At 73.9% G+C, this 21,938-nt stretch carries 20 protein-coding genes and 3 pseudogenes; 14 read left to right on the top strand and 9 right to left on the bottom strand.

Going from position 1 to position 21,938, the window contains the following annotated elements; genetic code table 11:
• Positions 1-23 precede the first annotated feature (23 nt).
• From D9753_RS32725 to D9753_RS32705, 5 genes are all read left to right on the top strand, one after another.
• A complete protein-coding gene (locus D9753_RS32725) occupies positions 24-1,019 on the top strand; it encodes a hypothetical protein (protein WP_121790281.1) in 996 nt (331 codons plus the stop codon).
• Positions 1,012-1,440, top strand: coding sequence for a peptidase inhibitor family I36 protein (locus D9753_RS32720; protein ID WP_121790280.1), 429 nt, complete (start codon positions 1,012-1,014; stop codon positions 1,438-1,440). The genes D9753_RS32725 and D9753_RS32720 overlap by 8 nt, the downstream gene beginning before the upstream one ends.
• Before the next feature lie 462 nt (positions 1,441-1,902).
• Positions 1,903-2,895 carry a dihydroxyacetone kinase subunit DhaK gene (dhaK, locus tag D9753_RS32715; protein ID WP_121790279.1) on the top strand — a complete coding sequence of 331 codons (993 nt, stop codon included), beginning with the start codon at positions 1,903-1,905 and terminating at the stop codon, positions 2,893-2,895.
• A 68-nt stretch (positions 2,896-2,963) separates the two neighbouring features.
• A complete protein-coding gene (gene dhaL, locus D9753_RS32710; protein WP_121790278.1) occupies positions 2,964-3,572 on the top strand; it encodes a dihydroxyacetone kinase subunit DhaL in 609 nt (202 codons plus the stop codon).
• On the top strand, positions 3,565-3,975 hold the full coding sequence (locus D9753_RS32705) for a PTS sugar transporter subunit IIA domain-containing protein (protein WP_121790277.1): 411 nt from the start codon (positions 3,565-3,567) through the stop codon (positions 3,973-3,975). The genes dhaL and D9753_RS32705 overlap by 8 nt, the downstream gene beginning before the upstream one ends.
• 181 nt (positions 3,976-4,156) lie before the next feature.
• Here D9753_RS32705 and D9753_RS32700 read toward each other — a convergent pair whose 3' ends face one another.
• Positions 4,157-4,906 (bottom strand): glycoside hydrolase family 75 protein, encoded by a 750-nt coding sequence (locus D9753_RS32700; RefSeq protein WP_121790276.1) that lies wholly within the window; start codon positions 4,904-4,906, stop codon positions 4,157-4,159.
• A 487-nt stretch (positions 4,907-5,393) separates the two neighbouring features.
• Here D9753_RS32700 and D9753_RS32695 point away from each other — a divergent pair, with 487 nt between their 5' ends.
• Both D9753_RS32695 and D9753_RS32690 read left to right on the top strand, forming a co-directional pair.
• Positions 5,394-6,368: a fibronectin type III domain-containing protein gene (locus D9753_RS32695; protein ID WP_121790275.1), complete on the top strand. Its 975-nt coding sequence runs from the start codon at positions 5,394-5,396 to the stop codon at positions 6,366-6,368.
• A gap of 219 nt (positions 6,369-6,587) precedes the next feature.
• On the top strand, positions 6,588-7,127 hold the full coding sequence (locus tag D9753_RS32690; RefSeq protein ID WP_121790274.1) for a hypothetical protein: 540 nt from the start codon (positions 6,588-6,590) through the stop codon (positions 7,125-7,127).
• A 133-nt stretch (positions 7,128-7,260) separates the two neighbouring features.
• Here D9753_RS32690 and D9753_RS32685 read toward each other — a convergent pair whose 3' ends face one another.
• Entirely contained in the window at positions 7,261-7,794 is a 534-nt protein-coding gene (locus D9753_RS32685; protein ID WP_121790273.1) for a DUF4188 domain-containing protein, read from the bottom strand.
• Between the two features lie 80 nt (positions 7,795-7,874).
• On the opposite strand from D9753_RS32685, the pseudogene D9753_RS32680 reads away from it, so the two are divergent.
• Positions 7,875-8,512: pseudogene (locus D9753_RS32680) on the top strand (MerR family transcriptional regulator).
• Positions 8,513-8,534: 22 nt separating this feature from the next.
• Here D9753_RS32680 and D9753_RS32675 read toward each other — a convergent pair.
• Both D9753_RS32675 and D9753_RS32670 read right to left on the bottom strand, forming a co-directional pair.
• Positions 8,535-9,116, bottom strand: a complete 582-nt coding sequence (locus D9753_RS32675; protein WP_121790272.1) for a PadR family transcriptional regulator — start codon at positions 9,114-9,116, stop codon at positions 8,535-8,537.
• Between the two features lie 56 nt (positions 9,117-9,172).
• A complete protein-coding gene (locus D9753_RS32670) occupies positions 9,173-11,188 on the bottom strand; it encodes an NADPH-dependent 2,4-dienoyl-CoA reductase (RefSeq protein ID WP_121790271.1) in 2,016 nt (671 codons plus the stop codon).
• Positions 11,189-11,328: 140 nt separating this feature from the next.
• Between D9753_RS32670 and D9753_RS32665 the strand changes: the two are divergent.
• A pseudogene (locus D9753_RS32665) lies at positions 11,329-11,637 on the top strand (tautomerase family protein); the annotation flags it as partial.
• Between the two features lie 10 nt (positions 11,638-11,647).
• On the opposite strand, the gene D9753_RS32660 reads toward D9753_RS32665, so the two are convergent.
• Together D9753_RS32660 and D9753_RS32655 are read right to left on the bottom strand one after the other, a co-directional pair.
• A complete protein-coding gene (locus tag D9753_RS32660; RefSeq protein WP_121790269.1) occupies positions 11,648-12,019 on the bottom strand; it encodes a hypothetical protein in 372 nt (123 codons plus the stop codon).
• Positions 12,020-12,115: 96 nt separating this feature from the next.
• Positions 12,116-12,997 (bottom strand): hypothetical protein, encoded by an 882-nt coding sequence (locus D9753_RS32655; RefSeq protein WP_121790268.1) that lies wholly within the window; start codon positions 12,995-12,997, stop codon positions 12,116-12,118.
• A 312-nt stretch (positions 12,998-13,309) separates the two neighbouring features.
• On the opposite strand from D9753_RS32655, the gene D9753_RS32650 reads away from it, so the two are divergent.
• Positions 13,310-15,379, top strand: a complete 2,070-nt coding sequence (locus D9753_RS32650) for a SpoIIE family protein phosphatase (RefSeq protein WP_121790267.1) — start codon at positions 13,310-13,312, stop codon at positions 15,377-15,379.
• A gap of 54 nt (positions 15,380-15,433) precedes the next feature.
• Here the strand turns inward: D9753_RS32650 and D9753_RS32645 are convergent.
• Positions 15,434-16,239, bottom strand: a pseudogene (locus D9753_RS32645) (putative protein N(5)-glutamine methyltransferase).
• A 279-nt stretch (positions 16,240-16,518) separates the two neighbouring features.
• Positions 16,519-17,634, bottom strand: a complete 1,116-nt coding sequence (locus tag D9753_RS32640; RefSeq protein ID WP_121790266.1) for a hypothetical protein — start codon at positions 17,632-17,634, stop codon at positions 16,519-16,521.
• Between the two features lie 125 nt (positions 17,635-17,759).
• On the opposite strand from D9753_RS32640, the gene D9753_RS32635 reads away from it, so the two are divergent.
• On the top strand, positions 17,760-18,164 hold the full coding sequence (locus D9753_RS32635; protein WP_276209469.1) for a MarR family winged helix-turn-helix transcriptional regulator: 405 nt from the start codon (positions 17,760-17,762) through the stop codon (positions 18,162-18,164).
• 61 nt (positions 18,165-18,225) lie between these two features.
• Here the strand turns inward: D9753_RS32635 and D9753_RS32630 are convergent, their stop codons facing one another.
• Positions 18,226-18,993 (bottom strand): GNAT family N-acetyltransferase, encoded by a 768-nt coding sequence (locus D9753_RS32630; RefSeq protein ID WP_121790264.1) that lies wholly within the window; start codon positions 18,991-18,993, stop codon positions 18,226-18,228.
• 237 nt (positions 18,994-19,230) lie between these two features.
• On the opposite strand from D9753_RS32630, the gene D9753_RS32625 reads away from it, so the two are divergent.
• The 3 genes from D9753_RS32625 to D9753_RS32615 all read left to right on the top strand — a co-directional run bounded on the left by D9753_RS32625 (position 19,231) and on the right by D9753_RS32615 (position 21,908).
• The gene (locus D9753_RS32625) at positions 19,231-19,860 is read left to right on the top strand and encodes a sulfite oxidase-like oxidoreductase (RefSeq protein ID WP_121790263.1); all 630 of its coding nucleotides are present in this window, start codon (positions 19,231-19,233) and stop codon (positions 19,858-19,860) included.
• Between the two features lie 64 nt (positions 19,861-19,924).
• On the top strand, positions 19,925-20,644 hold the full coding sequence (locus tag D9753_RS32620) for a ferredoxin reductase (protein WP_121791414.1): 720 nt from the start codon (positions 19,925-19,927) through the stop codon (positions 20,642-20,644).
• 295 nt (positions 20,645-20,939) lie between these two features.
• Complete coding sequence (locus tag D9753_RS32615; protein WP_121790262.1) at positions 20,940-21,908, top strand: acetylxylan esterase; 969 nt, start codon at positions 20,940-20,942, stop codon at positions 21,906-21,908.
• Positions 21,909-21,938 lie beyond the last annotated feature (30 nt).

The following is a 21,938-nucleotide window of genomic DNA, read 5'->3' as shown; positions in this document are numbered from 1 at the left end:
GAGCGAGAGGAGGGGCGTCGCCGATGAGGCGTCACCGTGCCACCGCCATGACCGCGGCCCACGCCGTGGCCGCCGGTCTGGCCACCGTCCTGCTGCTGGGCGGATGCGGAGCGGCCACGGGCGGCCCGGCGCCCGGGCCGCATCCGGCGGGTTCGTCCCGCGAGCCGAGCCCGCGGGAGACCCGGGTGCTGGACCGGGCGGAGCAGGTCCTGATCAGCAGGTGCATGGCCGCGCGGGGATGGCGGTACGAGGTCACGGAGGCCGGCGGGGCTTCCGGCGAGGGCGCGCGGTCCTTCCCGTACGCGGTCGACGACGTCGCCTGGGCCCGCGCCCACGGTTACGGCGGCCGGGAGGAGCGCCTCAGGACCGAGGCGCGGCGGGCCGACCCGAACCAGCGGTACTTCCACCGGCTGTCGCCGTCCGCGCGGGCGGCGGCCCGTACCGCGCTGATGGGGTCCTCCGCCGTGGGGCTCTCGGTGAAGGCGCCCACCGATATGACGATCACCGCGTCCACCGAGGGCTGCATCGCGGACGCCGAACGCACGCTCTACGGAGATCTCGAGGACTGGTTCCGCGTCAAGGTCGTCACCATGAACCTGCGTCCCGTCCGGGAGGCGCGCGTGCGCCGGGACCGGCGCTACGTGACCGCGGTGGGCCGGTGGGCCGCGTGCATGCGGGCGGCGGGCCGGCCGTACGCCGACCCCGACGAGTCCCGGCAGGCGGCGGCCCGCTACGGCGAGAGCCTGCCGGCGGCCGAGGCGGACGCGGCCGGGACCGCGCTCGCCGTCACCGAAGCGACCTGCGCGACCGGCACACCGCTGGCGCGGGTCTCCCGGGCCCTGGACCGCTCCTACGGCGAACGACTCCGCACGCAGTACCGGGAGGAACTCGTCGACAGGTGGAGGTTCCAGAACGCCGCGCTGCCGATGGCGCGGCGCCTCGCACCACCTTCTCCATCCGCACCACCGTCATCACACGAACCGGGTGAGACGGAAACCTCTGGAGGGTCCCATGCGTAAGTTCCGCACCATGCTGCTGGCCGGCACGTTCGTGCTGCCGCTGCTGGCCGTTCCCGCCACTCTGACCACAGCGCACGCCGCCACGGCGGACACCGCCGCGGCGAGTGCCTCCGGCCTGGCCGCCGACGGCGCCTACTGGGTGTGGGAGGACACCAATCGCGGCGGCCACTCCTGCGGGTGGAGCGGCAACGACGCCAACTGGAGCACCTGCGGCCCGAACGGCAGCTTCAACATGAACGACCGGGCCTCGGCCTGGTGGAACAACGGCTACGGCGGCGCCTACGGGGACGTCCGCGTCTACGAGGACATCAACTACGGCGGCGCCTCCACCTGCGCCCCCAACGGGGGCCAGGGCAACATCCCGTGGGAGTGGAACGACCGCATCTCCTCCCACAAGTGGGTGACCGCCTGCGGTTACTGACCGCCGCTCCCCCACTGCCGGGCCTCCCGGGCATCACGCCCGTGAGGCCTTCGGCGTGCCGGGCGCGGCCGTCCGCATCCCCACGTCGGCCGGGGGGCGGGACGCGAGAAGCGGCGTGGAGCCGGCCGGAACACCGAGGAGGGTGAGGTAGGACGCCGGCGCCCGACGGCACACATTGCGGGCAGCTCATGGGGCACTACGGAACGTGAGAGCGCCCAGCCGCAGGTGACCTTCACTGCCGCAAGGTCGATACTGCCAGTAGACGGGACGGACGATTCGGCGATCAAGGGGGCCCCAAGACCTGACGTCTCGTCACCGAAGCCGGCCCCGAGTCGGCACCCGACCCGCCGCGATCCGCCTCCGACCGCGCCCGACCGCCAAGACCAGATACCGCCCTCTACGCCGGTGACCTGCGAAGCAGCAGGTCCTGGGCCTAAGCGCCAAGCTCACGAGGAGACACCCATGAGGATGTTGATCAACGTGCCGGAGACCGTCGTGGCGGACGCGCTGCGCGGTTTCGCGGCCGCGTATCCCGACCTGACCGTCGACGTGGAGAACCGGGTGATCGTCCGCCGGGACGCTCCCGTGGCCGGGCAGGTCGGGCTGGTGTCGGGCGGCGGATCGGGGCACGAGCCGCTGCACGGCGGGTTCGTCGGCCCGGGCATGCTGTCCGCCGCCTGCCCCGGGGAGGTGTTCACCTCGCCGGTGCCGGACCAGATGGCGCGCGCCGCGGCGGCCGTGGACAGCGGTGCGGGCGTGCTGTTCGTGGTGAAGAACTACACCGGCGACGTGCTGAACTTCGACATGGCGGCCGAGCTGGCCGAGGACGAGGGCATCCAGATCGCCAAGGTGCTCGTCGACGACGACGTGGCGGTCACCGACAGCCTCTACACGGCCGGGCGGCGCGGTACCGGGGCCACCCTGTTCGTGGAGAAGATCGCGGGCGCCGCCGCGGCTGAGGGGCAGCCGCTGGAGCGGGTGGAGGCCATCGGCCGCAAGGTCAACGAGAACTCCCGCAGCTTCGGCGTGGCCCTCAGCGCCTGTACGACCCCGGCGAAGGGCAGCCCGACCTTCGATCTGCCGGACGGCGAACTGGAACTGGGCATCGGCATCCACGGCGAGCCGGGCCGCGAGCGGCGGCCCATGATGACCTCCGGGGAGATCGCCGACTTCGCGGTCAACGCCGTCCTGGAGGACATGCCGCCGCGCGATCCGGTGCTGCTGCTGGTCAACGGCTTGGGCGCCACGCCGCTGCTGGAGCTGTACGGCTTCCACGCCGAGGTGCAGCGGGTCCTGCGCGAACGGGGGGTCTCCGTGGCCCGCACCCTGGTCGGGAACTACGTGACCTCCCTGGACATGGCGGGCGCCTCGGTGACCCTGTGCCAGGCCGACGAGGAGTTGCTGCGGCTGTGGGACGCGCCGGTACGGACCCCGGCGCTGCGTTGGGGCATGTGAGCCGGGGGAAGCAGACGATCACCGCCCCGGCCGTACCGGCCGGCAGTCCTACCACGCAAGGAGACCCAGTGCTCGACGCCGACTTCTTCCGCCGTTGGATGACGGCGACCGCCGCCTCCGTCGACCGCGAGGCGGAGCGGCTCACCGCCCTCGACTCGGCCATCGGGGACGCCGACCACGGCAGCAACCTTCAGCGCGGGTTCACCGCGGTCACGGCCGTCCTGGAGAAGGAGGCCCCGCAGACCCCGGGGGCCGTCCTGACCCTGGCGGGACGGCAGTTGATCTCGACCGTCGGCGGTGCGTCCGGACCGCTGTACGGCACCTTGCTGCGCCGGACCGGGAAGGCGCTCGGCGACGCCGCCGAGGTCGGCACGGAGCGGCTGGCCGAGGCGCTGCGGGCGGGCGTCGACGGGGTGATGACGCTCGGCGGGGCGGCACCGGGCGACAAGACCATGATCGACGCGCTGGTGCCGGCCGTGGACGCGCTCGCCACGGGGTTCGCCGCCGCGCGGGCCGCCGCGGAGGAGGGCGCGCAGGCCACCACCCCGCTGCAGGCGCGCAAGGGCCGGGCGAGCTATCTGGGCGAGCGCAGCATCGGCCACCAGGATCCGGGGGCGACCTCGTCGGCCCTGCTGATCGCCGCGCTGGCCGACACGGCGGAGGCGGACGGTGAGTGAGGACAGGGCGGTCGGGATCGTACTGGTGTCGCACAGCGCGGAGGTGGCCGCGTCGGTCGCCGCGCTGGCCAAGGGTCTGTCGGGCGGGGCGGCGGCGGTGCCGGTGGCTCCGGCGGGCGGCACCGGGGACGGTGGGCTCGGAACCAGCGCCGAGCTGATCGCCGCCGCGGCGGCCTCGGTGGACCGCGGGGCCGGGGTGGCCGTCCTCACCGACCTGGGCAGCGCGGTGCTCACGGTGAAGGCGCTGCTCGCCGAGGGCGACGAACTCCCGGACGGTACGCGCCTGGTGGACGCGCCCTTCGTCGAGGGTGCGGTGGCCGCGGTGGTCACCGCCGCGGCGGGGGGAGACCTGGACGCCGTGGAAGCGGCGGCGGCGGAGGCGTACGCCTACCGCAAGGTGTGACGGCGGGGGCTGCGCGGGCCGAGTCGCCCGCGATCGCCCGGCCGGCCGCCACCCTGCGCCCCGCCCGGAGCCCCCGCCCACCGCACGACGGAAGGCCCGGGAACAGCCCGCCGGGGCCGCACGCCCTCGACCGGGCGCCGGGCCGGTCCTCCGTCACCTGCGGCGCCCATGAGGCGCGCGCCTACCGCACCATGGGGCGGCCGGAAGCTGTCCGCCAGGGCCCGCCCGTCAGGTCCTGCGTGATGAAGCGGCCGGCCAGTCGCCGGCCCTCCGCCACCGTCGCCGCGTAGTCCTCGATGGGGGTGACGCGGGAGTGGCGGAAGACGATGTAGGTGACGCCGGAGGGTACGCCGCCGGTGCGCGGGTCGGGCGGGATGCCGAGGCTGCGGGCGGTGGCGTAGGAGGCCTCGCCGATGAGGTCGCGCGGGCCGGTGTCGCCGACGACCGCGAACCGCACCCGGTCCCGGTAGACGACGGCCGCCACGGAGCCGCCCCGGACACCGTGCGCACGCTGGTTCCAGCGTCTGCTCGGCGCGGGGACCACGATGTAGGGCAGGCGTTCGGCGTTCAGATGGCGCCCGTCGGACTGCTGGAAGGCGGTGGTGGGGGCGAACAGCGGGTCGGTGCGGTGGTTGCAGCGTGCGGTGGGCCGGCCGTCGCAGTCGACGTCCAGGTCGGCCTTCCAGAAGACGGCGTCCCGGGTGCCGCAGACCCGGACGGTCGCGGCGGTGTCGGCGTCGGTGCGGTACCGGCCCCGGGAGACCGGGGTGCACGTGTCGGTGCGCGCCAGCAGGTCGGCGGCGGTGACCAGGCCCTCGTCGCGGGCCGCCGGCCGTTCCACGGGCGGGACGGCGGTGGCCGGGGCGGGCAGGGCCGCGGGGGCGAGCAGGGCGGCGCCGGCGGCGGCCAGCGTCAGCGACGGGACACGCACGATGAGGAACCCTCTCCTAGGGGACATAGCGGGCATTCAGCCCACTGTGGTGTGCGCCCGGGCGAGTGGACGTCGGGGCCGCTCCGAAGGGGCCGGATGGAGCACGCCCCTGACACCCCGTCAGGGGACACCGGGGCGGACGCCGGCCGGGTTGCGCGGAGCGGACAGCCGGGACAGAGGGGTCCGGGCCCCGCGGACGAGAGGGACAAAGAGGTTGGGCCCCGCGGCAGGGGCCGGGGGCCGGGCTTCCACCTGCCCCGACTCCCCGGCCACCCGCGCCGGCGCGGGATCGGCGACGACAGCGTGTCCGCGCGGACGGCACGAACTCCTGTTCGGGTGACGGGAGTTCGGCCACAGCGAAGCTCAGCTTACGTAACCGCCGGAAGCGGCCCCTCATGCGGCCCCCTTGCTGTGGCCGCACCCGCCGGGCATATTGGTCCGGACCTTTACCGTGCTGGCTCACGCCGTCCCCCGGGGAGGAACAGCCGTGCGACGCGTTCCCGTTCCGCTCGTGCTGGCCTGCGGGGCCCTGCTCCTGGCCGTGTCCTGCGGCTGGGGGCGGACCGGCGAGGCCGACGAGGGGCGCGCGCCGGGCGCTCCGGGCGGGGTCACCGCCGCGGCGGGCAGCGCCACCAGCGTGCACGTCATGTGGAACGCCCTGCCGGACGGTTCCGGGGTCCGCTCCTACGAGATATACCGCGGCACCACGAAAGTGGCGGATGTACCGGATTCGCAGCACATGGTGGACGTCACCAGGCTCAGGCCGTCCACCATGTACGCGTTCACCGTGCGCGCCCGGGACACCGCGGGCCGGCTGAGCCCGCCGAGCCGGTCGGTGCGGGCGCGGACGCCGGCCGCGGTGGCGGCGGACCGCTCGGCGCCGACCCGGCCGCGGGACACCGCCGGGCGGACCGTCGGCAGCCGCGCGGTAAAGCTGTCCTGGGGCGCGTCCCGGGACGACCGGGGCGTGGTGTCGTACGAGGTCTACCAGCGCGGTGTCAAGATCCACAGCGTGGGCGGCCGCCAGACCGCCACGGTGATCACCGGCCTGCGCCCCGGCAGCAGGTACGTGTTCACGGTGCGGGCCCGGGACGCCGCCGACAACCTCTCCCCCGCCGGCGCCCGGGTCCACCTGACCACCCCGGGCAGGGACGACGGCCGGGACACCGCGCCCACCGGGTTCACCGCGACCACCCACCGGTCCGGCGGGGCGTACTACATCGACCTGGCCTGGGATCCGCCGCGCACGGACGGCGTGGTCACCGAGTACCGGATCGAGCTGGACGGCGCCGCGGCCACCTCGCTCGTCTGGGGCGGCACACCGCCGCGCGGCCGGGCGCACCACAGCTTCTACACGGGCACGGCGGCCGGCGAGGAGCACCGGGTGCGGCTGCGGGCGCGGCTGCCGGACGGCACGTGGGGCGGCTACTCGGCGGAGCGGACGGTGACCACGGGCGGCTGACGGGCGGACCGGGCGGAGATGACGCCCGGTCCGCCGGACGGTCAGGCGTCACGAGGACGTCCGGGCGTCACCCGGACAGCGCAGCCGTCACCCGGCCGGGCGTCTCCGGCGTGCGGGCGGTCCCGGGGCGGCGTTGGCTGCGGTTGAGGCGCACGGACGTTTCCCGACCCCAGGCGGCGCATGGGACGTACCGCCAACCGTGCCGCCGGAGGCCAGCCCATGCACACCTCACGACTCCTGCTCCGCTCCGGCCTGACCCTGGCGGCCGCCGCCGCGCTTCCGGCCGGGTTCGCCGGGCCGTCCGCCGCCGCCTCGGGCATCTCGGTCAGCACCACCGGCTCCACCGTCTCGGTGGTCACCAGCGCGTGCACCCAGATCAACGGGAGCTGGGGCACCGCGGCCCTGCTCTCGAACCGTCAGGCGAGCTTCACCCAGGGCAGGCAGGTGGCCCTGTCGGGCACGTCCGTCAGCCAGTCCGCGGCCTGGTCGGCGGTGAGCCCGGGAACGTTCACCGTGGTGGTGGTCTGCTCCAGCGGCAGCACCGCGGGCAGCCAGTCGGTGATCGTCTCCGCCTCCACGCCGCCGACGATCTCGGCGACGTCCACCACGAGGCCCTCCCGTGGTGTGATGGGCGGCCTGGGCGGTGCCGCCCGGGACTACGGCCCGCTGACCCTGGGCGTCGGCGCGGCTCTGGTCGGCGCCGGCGTCGTCGCCACGGGCTGGGTACTGCGCCGCCGCTCGAAGCCCTACCGGCTCTGAGTCCCCCTCACGACGCCCCGGCGGCCGGGACCGGGTCCGGCCGCGCCGGAACGGCGGAGCGGCGGTTGCGCCGAGCGCGTGAACCCGGCCGGCCGCTCGGCCCGGTCCGTCGCGTGCGCACCCCTCGAGACGCTCACGGAGCCCCTTGACCGGAGCGTCCCTCCGGCCGCCGCCGGGCGGCCCCGCTCGCCAGCCGCTGCGCCGCCCGCTCCCCGCGCCGGCCCACGGGTTCCACTCCCCATGCCGCGCCCAGACCGGCCGGCGGCATGTCGACGTAGACCGACTCGTACGAACCGGCCGGGACGATGTACGTCTCGTGCCAGATGCCCACAGCGCCCTTGCCGGCCCGCACGCGGCGGTTGAACGCCGCCCAGGCGGGGTGGTGCTGCCCGGTCCGGTCGGAGGCGTAGGCGAGCAGCTTCTCGTGCGACTCCCAGTACTGCGCGACGGTGTACACGCGGGGACCGCCGCCCAGCCCCCGGTGGCCCAGCAGCCCGATGTCACTGTCCCGCGCGAGTTCCTTGAGCATGCGCGGCATCGCGGTCAGCGCGGGCAGCCAGTGGCGTACGGCCCGCCAACGGTTGATGCGCATCCCGATGAGGAAGACGACCACGTCGCCCTCCGCGGCGGCCGTGACCCGCCGCCCCGAAACAGGTGCAGTACCCATGGGATTCCCCCGTCCCTCGATTGGATAGCCGCGCTATCCATGCTTGGATAGTGCCACTCTTCAAGGGAGGGGGCAAGAGCATGCGGCTGGCGGAGTTGAGCGAGCGCAGCGGTGTGTCCACCGCCACGATCAAGTACTACCTGCGCGAGGGGCTGCTCCAGCCCGGGCGCCGGGTCTCCGCCACCCAGGCCGAGTACGGGGAGGACCACCTGCGGCGGCTGCGCCTGGTGCGGGCGCTCATCCAGATCGGCGGGGTTCCGGTGGCCGCCGCGCGCGAGGTGATCGCCGCAGCGGAGGACGAGTCGCTGGACCACCACCTGCGGCTGGGCGCGGCGACCTGGGCGCTGCCCTGCGCCGAGAGGCCCGCCGGGGACGACCCGGGGCCGTGGAGACCGCCAGCCGCTCGGTGGAGGCGCTGCTGGAGCGGCTGGGGTGGTCCCCCGACCCCGGCCCGGACATGCTCGATCCCGCCCACCGGCGGCTCATCGACTCGGTCGCCGCGCTGGCCCGGCTCGGCTACCCCTGCGACACCGAGCACCTGCTGCCGTACGGCCGGCTGGCCGTGCGGCTGGCGGTCACCGACCTGGACATGATCGAGGAGCAGCCGACCCCGACCGGGCAGATCGAGGCGGCCGTCGCCCTCACGGTGCTGTACGAACCGGTGCTGCTGAGCCTGCGGCGCATGGCCCACGCGCAGGAGTCGGCCCGCCGGTTCTGAGGCGCCCCGCCCCGCGGCGCGCCTATTCCTCCCCGGTGCCGAGGTCCTCCCCGGTGCCGAAGTCCTGACCGGGCGGTTCCGCGAACTCCGCCAGGGCCTGGGTGAGCCACTGGGTCCAGAAGGTCTCCAGGTCGATGCCCGCCCGCAGGACCAGGTGGCGCAGCCGGTCCCGGGGGGCGTCCCGGTCCGGCGGGAAGTCGCGCCGTTCGATCTCCTGGTACTCGGCCAGCTGCCGCCGGTGCAGCTCCAGATGGCGGCGCAGGTCCGGCTCCAGGCCCGCCGTGCCGACCACGGCCGCAGCGCGCAGCCGCAGCAGGAGGACGTCCCGCTGGGGCTTGGGGTCCTGCGCGGCGGCGGTCCAGCGGGCCAGCTCGGCGCGGCCCGCGGGGAGCACCTCGTAGTTCTTCCTCTGCCCGCGGGCCGGCTGCTCGGCCGGCAGCGCGCGGATGAGGCCCTCCGCCTCCAGTCTCCCCAGTTCGCGGTAGATCTGCTGGTGCGTCGCGGACCAGAAGTAGCCGATCGACTTGTCGAACCGGCGGGTCAGCTCCAGCCCCGACGACGGTCTTTCCAGCAGGGCGGTGAGGATCGCGTGCGGGAGTGACATGGGCTCATCCTAGGGACGGCCGTGGGGCGCGCCGGGGGCGCGCCCCACGGCCTCGGCTAGAGGGCCGCCGCCAGCTCGGTGCCCTGCTTGATGGCCCGCTTGGCGTCGAGTTCGGCCGCGACGTCCGCGCCGCCGATGAGGTGCGCGCTGCGCCCGGCGGCCACCAGCTCGTCGTACAGGTCGCGGCGCGGGTCCTGGCCGGTGCAGAGCACCACGGTGTCGACCTCCAGGACGGTGCTCTCCTCGCCGACGGTGATGTGCAGTCCGGCGTCGTCGATCCGGTCGTAGCGCACGCCCGGCACCATGGTGACGCCCCGGTGCTTCAACTCGGTGCGGTGGATCCAGCCGGTGGTCTTGCCGAGTCCGGCGCCGACCTTGGTGGTCTTGCGCTGGAGGAGGTGGACCTGGCGGGGCGGCGCGGGCCGTTCCGGTGCGGCGAGCCCGCCGGGCGCCTGGTAGGCGGTGTCGACGCCCCACTGACGGAAGTAGGTCTCCGGGTCCTCGTGCGCCTTGTCGCCGCCGTCGGTGAGGTACTCGGCGACGTCGAAGCCGATGCCGCCGGCGCCCAGGACGGCGACGCGCTCGCCGACGGGGGCGCCGTCACGCAGCACGTCGAGGTAGCCGAGGACGCGGGGGTGGTCGACGCCCGGGAGGTCCGGCACGCGCGGGGTGACGCCGGTGGCGACGACGACCTCGTCGTATCCCGCCACGGTCTCGGGGGCGACCCAGGTGTCGAGGCGTACGTCGACGCCGTGGGCCTGGAGCTGATGGCGGAAGTAGCGCAGGGTCTCGTCGAACTCCTGCTTGCCGGGCACCTTGCGGGCGACGTTGAGCTGGCCGCCGATCTCGCTCGCGGCGTCGAACAGGGTGACGGCGTGACCGCGTTCGGCGGCGGAGACCGCACAGGCGAGTCCGGCCGGGCCGGCGCCGACGACGGCGACGCGCTTCTTCAGCCGGGTCGGCGAGAGCACCAGCTCGGTCTCGTGGCAGGCGCGCGGGTTGACCAGGCAGGAGGTGATCTGCCCGCTGAACGTGTGGTCGAGGCAGGCCTGGTTGCAGCCGATGCAGGTGTTGATGGCCTCCGGGGTCCCGGCGGCGGCCTTGGCGACGAAGTCGGGGTCGGCGAGCATCGGGCGGGCCATGGAGACCATGTCGGCGTAGCCGCCGGCCAGCAGTTCCTCGGCCAGCTCCGGGGTGTTGATCCGGTTGGTGGTGACCAGCGGCACCGACACCCGGCCCATCAGTTTCTTGGTGACCCAGGTGTAGGCGCCGCGCGGCACGGAGGTGGCGATGGTCGGGATGCGGGCCTCGTGCCAGCCGATGCCGGTGTTGATGAGTGTCGCCCCGGCGGCCTCGACGGCCCTGCCGAGGGTGACGACCTCCTCCAGCGAGGAGCCGCCCGGGACCAGGTCCAGCATGGACAGCCGGTAGATGACGATGAAGTCCTCACCGACGGCCTCGCGCACCCGCCGGACGATCTCGACGGGGAACCGCATCCGGTTCTCGTACGCGCCGCCCCAGCGGTCGGTGCGCCGGTTGGTCTGCGCGGCGATGAACTCGTTGATCAGGTAGCCCTCGGAGCCCATGATCTCCACGCCGTCGTAGCCGGCCCGGCGGGCCAGGCGGGCGGCGCGGACGTAGTCGCCGATGGTCCGCTCGATGTCGGCCTCGGCCAGCTCGCGCGGCACGAAGGGGCTGATCGGCGCCTGGAGCGGACTCGGCGCGACGAGGTCCCGGTGGTACGCGTAGCGGCCGAAGTGGAGGATCTGCATGGCGATCCGGCCGCCCTCGCGGTGCACGGCCTCGGTGATCACCCGGTGCTGTCCGGCCTCCGCCTCGGTGGTGAGCTTGGCTCCGCCCTCGTACGGCCGTCCCTCCTCGTTGGGTGCGATGCCGCCGGTGACGATGAGGCCCACTCCCCCGCGCGCGCGGGCCGCGTAGAACGCCGCCATCCGCTCGAAGCCGTGCTCGGCCTCCTCCAGGCCGACGTGCATCGAGCCCATGAGCACGCGGTTGGGCAGGGTGGTGAACCCCAGGTCGAGCGGGGTCATCAGGTGCGGGTAACGGCTCATCGGGGCCCTCCGTGCGCGGTGACGTCACCTCTTGTTGTAGAGGAACCCCGACGCTTTATGCAACTAGTTGCACAACTGCCCGCACGTGACACCAGCCACTCTGTACCTACTAGTATGTACAGTCGGGGCCCTGGTGGACACCGCCCGAGGACCGCTTCCAGGTGCTGACCGGCCACGACGGCGTCCGCAGCACCCTGCTCCACGACGGCTGCCCGGGGGTGCTCCGGGACGACTCGGCGGTGTCCGTCGCGATCACCCTGCGCGCCGGGCGCGGCGCGGACCTCAAGCCCGCCCTGTACCGGCGGATCGCGGAGCTGGTGCACGAACGCACCGGCACCGAGCCGCGCAATGTGTTCGTCACCCTGACCGAGAACGGCTGCGCCGACTGGTCCTTCGGCCACGGCCTGGCGCGGTACGCCCCGGCCGGCGGCGAGCCGGCCGGGGCGTGACCGCGCCGGGTCAGCGGCTCTCCAGGCGCAGGTGGAGGTCCCGTTCCTGGTCGCCCGAGGCCGCGGAGGTCTCCTGCACGGTGAACATCGAGTCCAGGGTGGTGCGGAACCGGCTGACGGCCCAGGGGCCGCCCTGCACGTCCGCCTGGACGGCCGACCCCAGCCGGACCTCCGGGCAGTCACCCGCACGGGTGTCCGCGACGTCGTACGTGCCGGACCACACCATCGGGCGTGACGTGTGCAGTTGCTGAGGGCTCTCGTCCGCGCCCCGGTCGGAGGCGAAACACGACCCCAGCGCGTCGAAGACGATGCGGGCGTCCTCCGCGGAGCCGCTGAGCTCCACCGTGACGGTTTCCGGGTGCGACCGCTCCGTGTCTGTCATTGATGCCTGTCCTTTCGTAGCCGCGCTGCGGTGGAACGGGTATCCCACCGAACCGCGTCCATCCTCAGGAAAACATCACCGGCCGCCGCGCACACCTCAGCTCTCGGAGAACTTGTACGTCTTGCTGTCCGTCAGCACGCAGAAGCCGGGTGAGACCACGATGACGCGCAGGACGCCGCCGCGGCGGTCGTAGTCGATGCCCTCCGCCTCGAAGTTCCCGGAGCAGGAGCTGCGCAGCGGTAGCTGGCGCAGGGCGGTGACATGGCCGGAGACGTCCGCCGTGCCGTCCGGGGCGGCCGACAGATCGATGCGGAGCAGCGGCTTGGTGAGACCGAAGAGGGAACCGTCCGGGTCGTCGGAGGAGCACAGCAGGGTCGTCGGTCCGGAGAAGTCGCAGCCCTGGACGTCACGGACGGCGTGGTCCAGACGGACGGTCCCGGTCTGCGGGAGGTTCGCCGAGGGGGAGGTGGACGGGTTGACGCCCGGGGTGGGGAAGATCAGCAGGCGGGTCATCGTGCCCCACTCGCCGGACAGCATCCACCGGCCGTCGGGCGAGACGGCCGCCCAGGAGTTGTTCAGCGCCTCGTCCGGGCCGAGCGTGTGGACGTACTCCGACCAGGTGCCGCCGGGCGCCTGCACGCGGAACATCTTCGAGTTGCCGGAGTCCCGCTGGTAGGGCTCGATGTAGTAGCCGCCGTAGGTGGCGTCGGGGTCGCCCACGTGGTTCCAGCCCCGGGCGGACAGGCCGAGGGGGATGGTGCCGATGCCGGTGTAGCGGTTGGGGCTGTTCGCGGGCACCTCCACCGAGGCCAGGCCCTGGCTCTCGGTCAGCGGGTCGGCGCGGTCGGAGCCGGTCTCGGTCCAGGTGCCGGCCGCCGCGGCGGGCGTGGGCGCGATCAGGGACACGACGGCGGCGGTGGCGAGGGCGACGAGGCCGGCGAGAGCTGCGTGACGGCGTTCCCGGGCGGACGCGGGCATGGGCGACTCCTGGACGGGGGGTGGAGGCACTCGGTCGGCGGACAGTCTGGCGTGGCGCGATAGTCATGTACAGGCCAATGCAGCAACATGAGCGTGAACTCTCACGGCCCGCGGGACCGCGCGGTACGGTCCGGCAGCGAGCCCCGCACCGCGCGTCCGCCGGTGCCGGCGCCGGCGGACGCGCGGCGCCGTGTTGAGAGATGGTGGAGGTAGACGGCGAAGGCGGCGGAGACTCGGTGTGAGCGCGGTAGAACAAGGGGAGTCGGCACGGGGGACGACGTGCCGTGCGGACGGGCGAAGGCGGTGCGTGGCATGAGTGCAGCCGAGGCTCCGGTGGCCGAGGGCGACGGGCCGGTGCCCGGGCCGTTGCGGCCGGGCGGGCTGCTCGACGTGCTGGGCGTGGCGTCGGTGGTCCTGGACACGGACGGCCGCATCGTCCTGTGGAGTCCGCAGGCCGAGGAGCTGTTCGGATACACCGCGCGGGAGGCCCTCGGGCAGCACGCCGCCCGGCTGATGGTGCACGAACGGCACATGCGGCTGGTCGGCGCCCTCTTCGCCGACGTACTGCGCACCGGGCAGAGCTGGGCCGGCGGCTTCCCCGTCCGGCACAAGGACGGCAGCACCCGGCTGGTGGAGTTCCGCAACATGCGGCTGCTGGACGACCACGGGGACGTCTACGCGCTCGGCCTGGCCGCCGACCAGTCGACCGTACGGCGGCTGGAGCAGGACGTGGCGCTGTCCGAGCGGATGGTGAAGCAGTCCCCGATCGGGTACGGCGTCCTCGACACCCGGCTGCGGTTCGTCTCGGTCAACCCGGCCCTGGAGAGGATCAACGGTCTGCCGGCCGCCGAGCACGTGGGCCGGACCCTGCGCGAGATGCTGCCGCGGGTGGACGCCGACGCGCTGGAGGCCGCCACCCGGCGGGTGCTGGAGACGGGTGTGCCGCTGGTCGACGGCACACTCGTCGGCCGTACCGCGGCCGACCCGGACGCGGACCACACCTGGTCCCACTCGCTGTACCGGCTGGAGGACGCCATGGGCAACGTGCTCGGTGTGGCGGTCTCGCTGGTCGACATCACCGAGCAGCACCGGGCCTCCGTCGAGGCGGAGGCGGCCCGGCGCCGGCTCGCGGTCATCGCCGACGCCTCCACGCGGATCGGCACGACGCTCGAACTGGAGCGCACCGCCTGTGAACTGGCCGACGTCGCCGTGCCCGAACTGGCGGACGTGGCCGCCGTGGACCTGCTGGACGCGGTCGTGGAGGGACGGCCCAGCACTCTGGGCCCGTCGGAGTCCGCGGTGATCCGGGCGCTCGCGGTCCGCCCGGACGAGGACACGGAGGCGGTACGGGCCGCCGACCCGCCCGGCCAGATCGCCCGCTACGCCTCCGACCGCCTGGTCACCGAGTGTGTGCGCACGGGTGAGGCGGTGCTGGTCCCGCAGGTCAAGGACGACGACCTGCCGCGCATCGCCCGCTCCGCCGAGGCCGCCGTGCTGCTGGGCCGGGCGGGCCTGCACTCGTATCTCGCGGTGCCGCTGATCGCGCGCGGCGAGGTGCTGGGGGCGCTCGACCTCAAGCGCACCCGCAACCCGGCGCCGTTCGACGAGGACGACGTCCTGCTGGCGCGGGAGCTGGCCGCCCGCGCGGCCGTGCAGATCGACAACGCGCGCTGGTACCAGAACGCCCGCAACACCGCGCTCACCCTTCAGCGCAGCCTGCTGCCCGGCCGCCCGCCGGTCACCACCGGCCTGGAGGTCGCCTCCCGCTACCAGCCGGCGGGCGCCACCAGCGAGGTCGGCGGCGACTGGTTCGACGTCATCCCGCTGGACGGCGGCAAGACCGCGCTCGTCGTGGGCGACGTGATGGGCAGCGGCATCGACGCCGCCGCCACGATGGGCCGGCTGCGCACCGCGACCACCACCCTGGCCTCGCTCGACCTCGACCCGGCCCGGCTGCTGGAACACCTGGACAAGACCACGTCCGCCCTGGACCACTCCATCGCGACCTGCGTGTACGCCGTCCACGACCCGCATCTGCGGCAGTGCCGGATCGCCAACGCCGGCCATCTGCCGCCGGCCCGCGTCCGGCCCGGCCGCCCGCCGGAGCTGCTCGACCTGCCCACCGGGGTGCCCCTCGGAGTGGGCGGCGTCGGCTTCTCCACGGTCACCGTCGACTTCGCACCCGGCGACGAGCTGGTCTTCTACACCGACGGACTGGTCGAGACCCGCCGCCACTCGCTGGACGAACGCCTGGACTTCCTGCTGTCCCTGCTCGACGACCCCGAGCGCCCCCTGGAGGAGGTGTGCGACCTCCTCCTGCGCACCCTTCACCACCCGGACAACCACGACGACGTCGCCCTGCTCATCGCCCGCGCACAGTAACCGGGTCAGCGGCTTCCGGCGCGGGTGTGGCGCCGGGGCCGCGGACGCCACGGCCTAGCGGAGCAGACCGATCACCACGTGCGCGTACAGCTCCTCCGACACCGCCAGGCGGGTCGTGAGGCCCGCCCGGGTGAGCACCTCGGCGGCGTCCGCCGCCTGGCGCTCGCTGGTCTCGGTCAGGAGGCAGCCACCGGGTGCCAGCCAGTCGGGCGCCCCGGCGGCCACCCGGCGCAGCACCGGCGCAGCACGTCGAGGCCGTCCGCGCCGTCCGCGCCGCCGTCCAGGGCGACCAGCGGCTCGTGGTCGCGGGCCTCCGGCGGCAGCAGGGGCACGTCGGCGGTGGGGACGTACGGCACGTTCGCCATCAGCACGTCGACACGGCCCCGCAGACCGGCGGGCAGGGCGTCGTACAGGTCGCCCCGGTGGGCCAGGCCGCCGAAGGCGCCGAGGTTGCGGCGGGCGCAGCGTACGGCGGCCGGGTCGATGTCGGCCGCGTGCACCTCGGCACCCTCCAGGACGGCGGCGAGGGCCGCGCCCAGCGCGCCGGAACCACAGCACAGGTCCACGGCGACGGCCGCGTGCGGCGCCGCGGCGAGCGCCTGGTCGAGCAGGAACTCGGTTCGGCGGCGGGGCACGAAAACCCCGGGTTCGACGGTGATGCGCAGCCCGTGGAACCCGGCCCAGCCGAGGACCTGTTCGAGCGGCAGTCCGGTGGCGCGCCGGTCCACCATGGCGGCGGTGTCCTCGGGGGTACGGGCGGTGGCGAGGATCAACTCCGCCTCGTCCTCGGCGAACACGCACCCGGCGGCACGCAGCGCGGAGACGACGGCGGAGGGGGACAGCGGTACGGGAGTGGGCATGGAAGCCGAGAGCCTTTCGGGAGCGCGAAGCATCAGGGCGCTCCCGCGGTCACCGCTGCCGGTGCACCGCGCCGTCACGAGGAGCGAGCACCCCAGCCGACACAGCGGTAATGGGACTCACCTCCTCGTCATCGGGGCCGCGGACACCGCGGCCGGACGGTCACCATACCGCAACGCTCCGACACGGACTTCCCGCCGGGGGAACGGGAACGGCCGCGTGCGTCACGCGGCCGTTGATCCGTCTTCCGGGGGCGCCGGGCGCCCCGCGAGGGCGGTCGGTCAGACGCCGACCGTCTCCTCGATCTCCTCTTCCGCCTCTTCGGCCCCTCCCTTCACGTCAGCCCCGCTCTCGGCCTCGGCTTCGTCGCGGGCCACCGGTGCGGCGGGCGCGGTGCCGGCGCCGGCCCCGGTCTCGGCGCGAGCGGCCTGCTGAAGGGGGCGGCGGGAGCGCTCGTACAGCGCGGCGACCGCGGTCACCACGAGGCCGGCCAGCAGCCAGCCCACCAGGGTCCACACGTTGCGCGCGAGGCCGTCGCTGCCGAAGTAGAGCAGGCTGCGGGCGCCCTCGACGAAGCCGGCGCCGTTCCAGAAGGCGTGCAGGGTGCCGAAGAAGCCGTTCTGCAGCTCGGGCCGGAACAGGCCGCCGGAACTGGTGAAGTTCAGCATCACGAAGAGCACCATCATGGCCAGCGTGGTCCACCGCTTGAGGAACGTGTGCAGACCGACGCCGACGAGGAGGATGCCCGCCGAGTACAGCCAGGCCATGCCCCACATGCCCGCGAGGTCGTGGTGGGCGAGGTGGAACACCGGGCCGGCGAGCAGCGCGCCGATGCCGCCGACCACGGCGGAGACGCCGAGCGCGAGCAGCGCCCGGACGCGCATCGCGAGCGCGGCACCCGCGGCCCCGAGGGCGGCGACCGAGGCGTAGGAGCCGATGCTGACCGCGACCAGCAGGAAGAACAGGCCCTGACCGGTGGGGTCGTCGGCGACCGGGGCGGCCACGTCGGTGACCTTCAGCGGGGCACCCTGCTCGGCGGCGACCGGCGTGAACACCTTCTCGACGGCCGTCGCGCCCATGTCGGAGGCGGCGGTGGCGACCAGCAGCTCGGGCGCCTTCGCGCTCGGCACATAGGCGCCGGTGACATCCCGGGACTCGAGCAGCCGGACGGCGTCGGCGCGGGTGGCGACCGTACGGACGTCGAGCTTGTCCCCCGCGGTGTCCTTCACCGCCTGCGCGAAGACCTTCGTCTGCGGGGCGGTGCCGACGACCGCGACCGGCAGGTGGTGCGGCTCCGGGGTGACGAACGCACCCATGTACGCGAGCCCCATGCCTATGCACATCAGCAGCGGGGTGATCAGGTGCGTGAGCACATGGCGCAGTGCCGGTGACCTCATCGCGTGCGGCCCTCCAAAGGTTGGCTTATACAACTCACGTTCTAGTTGTATTGTACAACTGAACCACCGGAGGAGGTATTCCCGTGAGCGCAGCCGAGTCGGCCGTCGAGACGATCCAGCGCGAGATGACCATGTTCGCCCGCCGGGCCCGGGCCTCGGCGGGCCGTATGCATCCCGAGCTGTCCCTGGTGTCGTACACCTTGCTGGGCCACCTGGAGGAGCGCGGCGGCTGCCGGGCGACCGACCTGGCGGCGCACTACGCGCTGGACAAGTCCACGGTGAGCCGCCAGGTGGCCGCGCTGGAGCGGGCCGGGCTGATCGAACGCCGGCTGGACCCGGAGGACCACCGGGTCCAGGTGCTGCATCTGACCGAGGCGGGCGAGGACATCCTCGCCCAGGTCACCCGCAGCCGCCGGACCGCCTTCCGGGAGCGGCTCGCGGGCTGGCCCGAGGAGGACCTGGTGCGCTTCGCGGCCTACCTGGAGCGGTACAACGCGGCGCCGGGAGACACCGACTCCGACTCCGACTGAGCGCCCGCGGGGGGGGCGGCGCCGGGCCCTTACCGGGCGCCCGTCCCGGTCACGGCACCGGTCACGGCACCGGCACCGGCACCGCCGGCCGGCCGTCCACCAGCCGCTCCGGCACCCGGGCGGCCAGGAACAGGGTGTGGCGGCGCAGCCGGAAGCCCAGGGACTCGTACAGCCGGACGGCCCTGGTGTTCTGCGCGCCGGTGTGCAGGAACGGGGTCTCGCCGCGCTCCCGGATGCCGTGCGCGACGGCGAGGACCAGCCGGGTGGCCAGCCCCTCGCCGCGGAAGGCGGGGTCGGTGCAGACCGCGCTGATCTCGGTCCAGCCCGGCGGATGCAGCCGCTCCCCCGCCATGGCGACGAGCGCGCCGCCGCGCCGGATGCCGAGGTAGGTGCCGAGTTCCACGGTGCGCGGCAGGAACGGGCCCGGCTCGGTGCGGGCCACGAGGTCGAGCATCTCGGGGACGTCCGCCGGGCCCAGCCGGACCGCCTCCGCGTCCGGAGCGGCGGCGATGCCGTCGTCCACGAACTGCACGCCCTCCAGGCGGAAGGTGATCTCCCAGCCGTCCGGCACCTCCCCGCGGTATCCGGGCAGCGGGACCTCGGATCCCGGCCCCGCCAGTGCGGCGAGGTCCGCCCAGTCCCGCGCGTCCGGCGCGTCGGGCAGGGCCAGCCAGGGCGAGACGTCGACGGGGTAGCGCAGCACCCGGCCGCGCCGCTCGGCGAAGTGGGCGTGCGGGCCGGTCAGGGAGGCGAGGGCCGGGTTGTCGAGGACGTGCGGGACGCCGGCCGTGGCCGGACCGGGGCCGCTCGGGCTGCTCACGGTGCTCACGCGGCCACCTCGGTCACTGTCGTCGGGACGTACGGCTGGGGCATCCTCGTCTCCTCGCTCTCCTCGCGCTGTCGCCGGCACCGTCCTCGCGCTGTCACCGCGCGCCGAAGCCGACACTGAGCGCCAAGGAGGCGCGCCGGGCCGCGTATTCCCGGCCCCCGGAAGAGTTCATACCGCCGCAACGATCGGGGCGTGACCAGGGACGGGGCAGCCGGAACGACAGCGTACGGTTGAAGCATGAACGTCACGCGAGGCTTCACGGGCCGCCCGCGCGTCCACCGGCCCGGGCTGCCGCCCGGACAGTACGACGCGGGCGACGACTGGCCCGTCCTGTCCGCCGAGGTCACCCCGGACCTCGGGCCCGGCGACTGGTCCTTCCGGATCGACGGCCTGGTCGAACGGCCGCACACCTGGGACTGGGACGCCGCCCACGCCTTGCCTGCGTCGGCGTACGACGGTGACATCCACTGTGTGACCGGCTGGTCGAAGTTCGGCGTGCGGTTCGGCGGCGTCTCACTGGACGCCTTCTTCGATGTGGTGCGACCCCATGGGTCCGCCACCCATGCGGTCGCCTACTCCCACACGGGCTACACCACCAACCTGCCCCTCGCCGACCTCACCGGCGGCCGGGCCTGGATCGCCTGGGAGTACGGGGGCGGCCCCCTGCCGGCCGAGCACGGCGGCCCGGCGCGGCTGCTGGTGCCGCACCTCTACTTCTGGAAGAGCGCCAAGTGGATCGCGGGCATCACGCTCCTCGACCACGACGAGCCGGGCTTCTGGGAGCGCAACGGCTACCACGCCCGCGGCAACCCCTGGGACGAGCAGCGGTACTCCGGTGACCGAGACGGTGACTCGGACTGTGACTGAGAGGGCGACCGGGGCGCCGGCTGACGCGACGACCGGGACGACGACTCCCGTGACGCGGTTCACGGTGCCCGGGCGGATCGCCGTGAGCGAGGGCGCGGCGGCGGTGTGGCAGACCGCCACCCTGACGGAGATCCGGCGGGAGACACCCCGCGCGACCACGTTCCGCCTGGCCGTGCCGGAGTGGGCGGGGCACCTGCCCGGCCAGCACCTGATGCTGCGGCTGACCGCGGAGGACGGCTACGCGGCGCAGCGCCACTACTCGATCGCCTCGGCACCGGACGACTCCGGGCACATCGAGCTGACCCTCGACCACGTGCCGGACGGCGAGGTCTCCACCTGGTTCCACACCGTGGCCCGGCCCGGCGACACGGTCGAGGTGCGCGGTCCGGTCAGCGGTTTCTTCGCCTGGCCGGGCGACCGCCCGGCGTTGCTGCTCGGGGCCGGCTCCGGCGTCGTACCGCTGATGTCGATGGTCCGGCACCACCGGGCGCGCGGCCTCACCGTGCCGCTGCGGCTGCTGGTGTCCGCGCGCAGCCCGCAGGAGCTGATCTACGCTGCCGAGCTGGGCGCCGAGACGACGCCCGTGTTCACCCGCAGCGCCCCGAGGGGTGTGCCGGTGGGACGTATGGCGGCCGCACATGTGGCGCCGCTCCTGACCGAACCGCCGGAGGGTGGGTGGGAGGCCTATGTGTGCGGGTCCAACGCGTTCGCCGAGCACGCGTCCCGGCTGCTGGTCGCGGCGGGACAGCCGGTGGACCGCATCCGGATCGAGCGCTTCGGCTGAGCGCGGCGCAGGGCGGGGCCGGGCGGGCGTTGGCAGGCGCAGCCCGGCCGCGCACCTGGCCGACCGAAGGACCATCAGCCACTGGTGATCCGATCATCGGTGACCCGACCACTGGCGAAGCGGGCCCTTCCTTCTGCCCCTGGTAGGACAAGCGCTTACTCGCGTCCAGCCAGACCATCTGCCCCTGCCGCCCCGACTTCGGAGAGAACCCTTTCCCGCCCATGACCCTGGCGGGTCGTCCGACCACCCACGTACGGTGAGACGACGCAGTCCCCCTTCACCAAGGCGGTTGTTGATGGCCCTGTTCGATCTCCCCCTCGACGAACTCCGCGCGTATCGCAGTGACTCCCCCGTGCCCGCGGACTTCGACACCTTCTGGGACAAGACGCTCCAGGAGGCCCGCGAGCACGAACTGGACGCGCGGTTCGAGCCGGTGGACACGGGGCTGTCCACGGTCGAGGTGTACGACGTGACGTTCGCCGGGTTCGGCGGTCACCCCGTGAAGGGCTGGCTGCGCCTGCCGGCCGGGACCACCGAACCGCTGCCGCTGGTCGTGGAGTTCCTCGGCTACGGCGGCGGACGGGGCCTGGCGCACGAGAGTCTGCTGTGGGCGTCGACGGGCCGGGCGCACTTCCTGATGGACACCCGTGGCCAGGGCAGCGCCTGGGGCGGCGGGGGCGCCACGGCGGACCCGGTGGGCGCGGCGCCGGCGTATCCCGGTTACCTGACGCGGGGTATCGAGGCACCCGAGAACTACTACTACCGCCGGGTGTTCACGGATGCCGTGCGGGCGGTCGAGGCGGCCCGCTCGCATCCGCTGGCCGACGCGACACGGACCGTGGCGCTCGGTGCCAGCCAGGGCGGCGGGATCACGCTGGCCGTCGGCGCCCTGGTCCCCGACCTGGTCGCGGTGGCCCCGGACGTGCCGTTCCTGTGCGACTTCCCGCGCGCGGCGGTCCTGACGGACCGTCATCCTTACCGGGAGATCGGCCTGTTCCTCAAGACGCATCGTGGACGCCTGACGGACGCGCTGCGCACGCTGTCCTACTTCGACGGGGTGCACTTCGCGGCCCGCGGGCGGGTTCCGGCCCTGTTCTCGGCGGCGCTGGAGGACCAGACGTGTCCGCCGTCGACCGTGTTCGCGGCGTTCAACGCGTGGGCCGGCGACGACAAGACGATCGAGGTGTACGACTTCAACGACCACGAGGGCGGCGGCCCCTTCCACGAGGCGGCGAAGGTGCGCTGGCTGCGGTCGTACGCCTGATCCGCCCCCGCCGCCGTCCTCCCCGCGGAC

Source organism: Streptomyces dangxiongensis (assembly GCF_003675325.1).
Classification (GTDB): domain Bacteria; phylum Actinomycetota; class Actinomycetes; order Streptomycetales; family Streptomycetaceae; genus Streptomyces; species Streptomyces dangxiongensis.
Note: the sequence above shows the minus strand (reverse complement) of the source record. Positions and strands in the feature narration are given on the sequence as shown.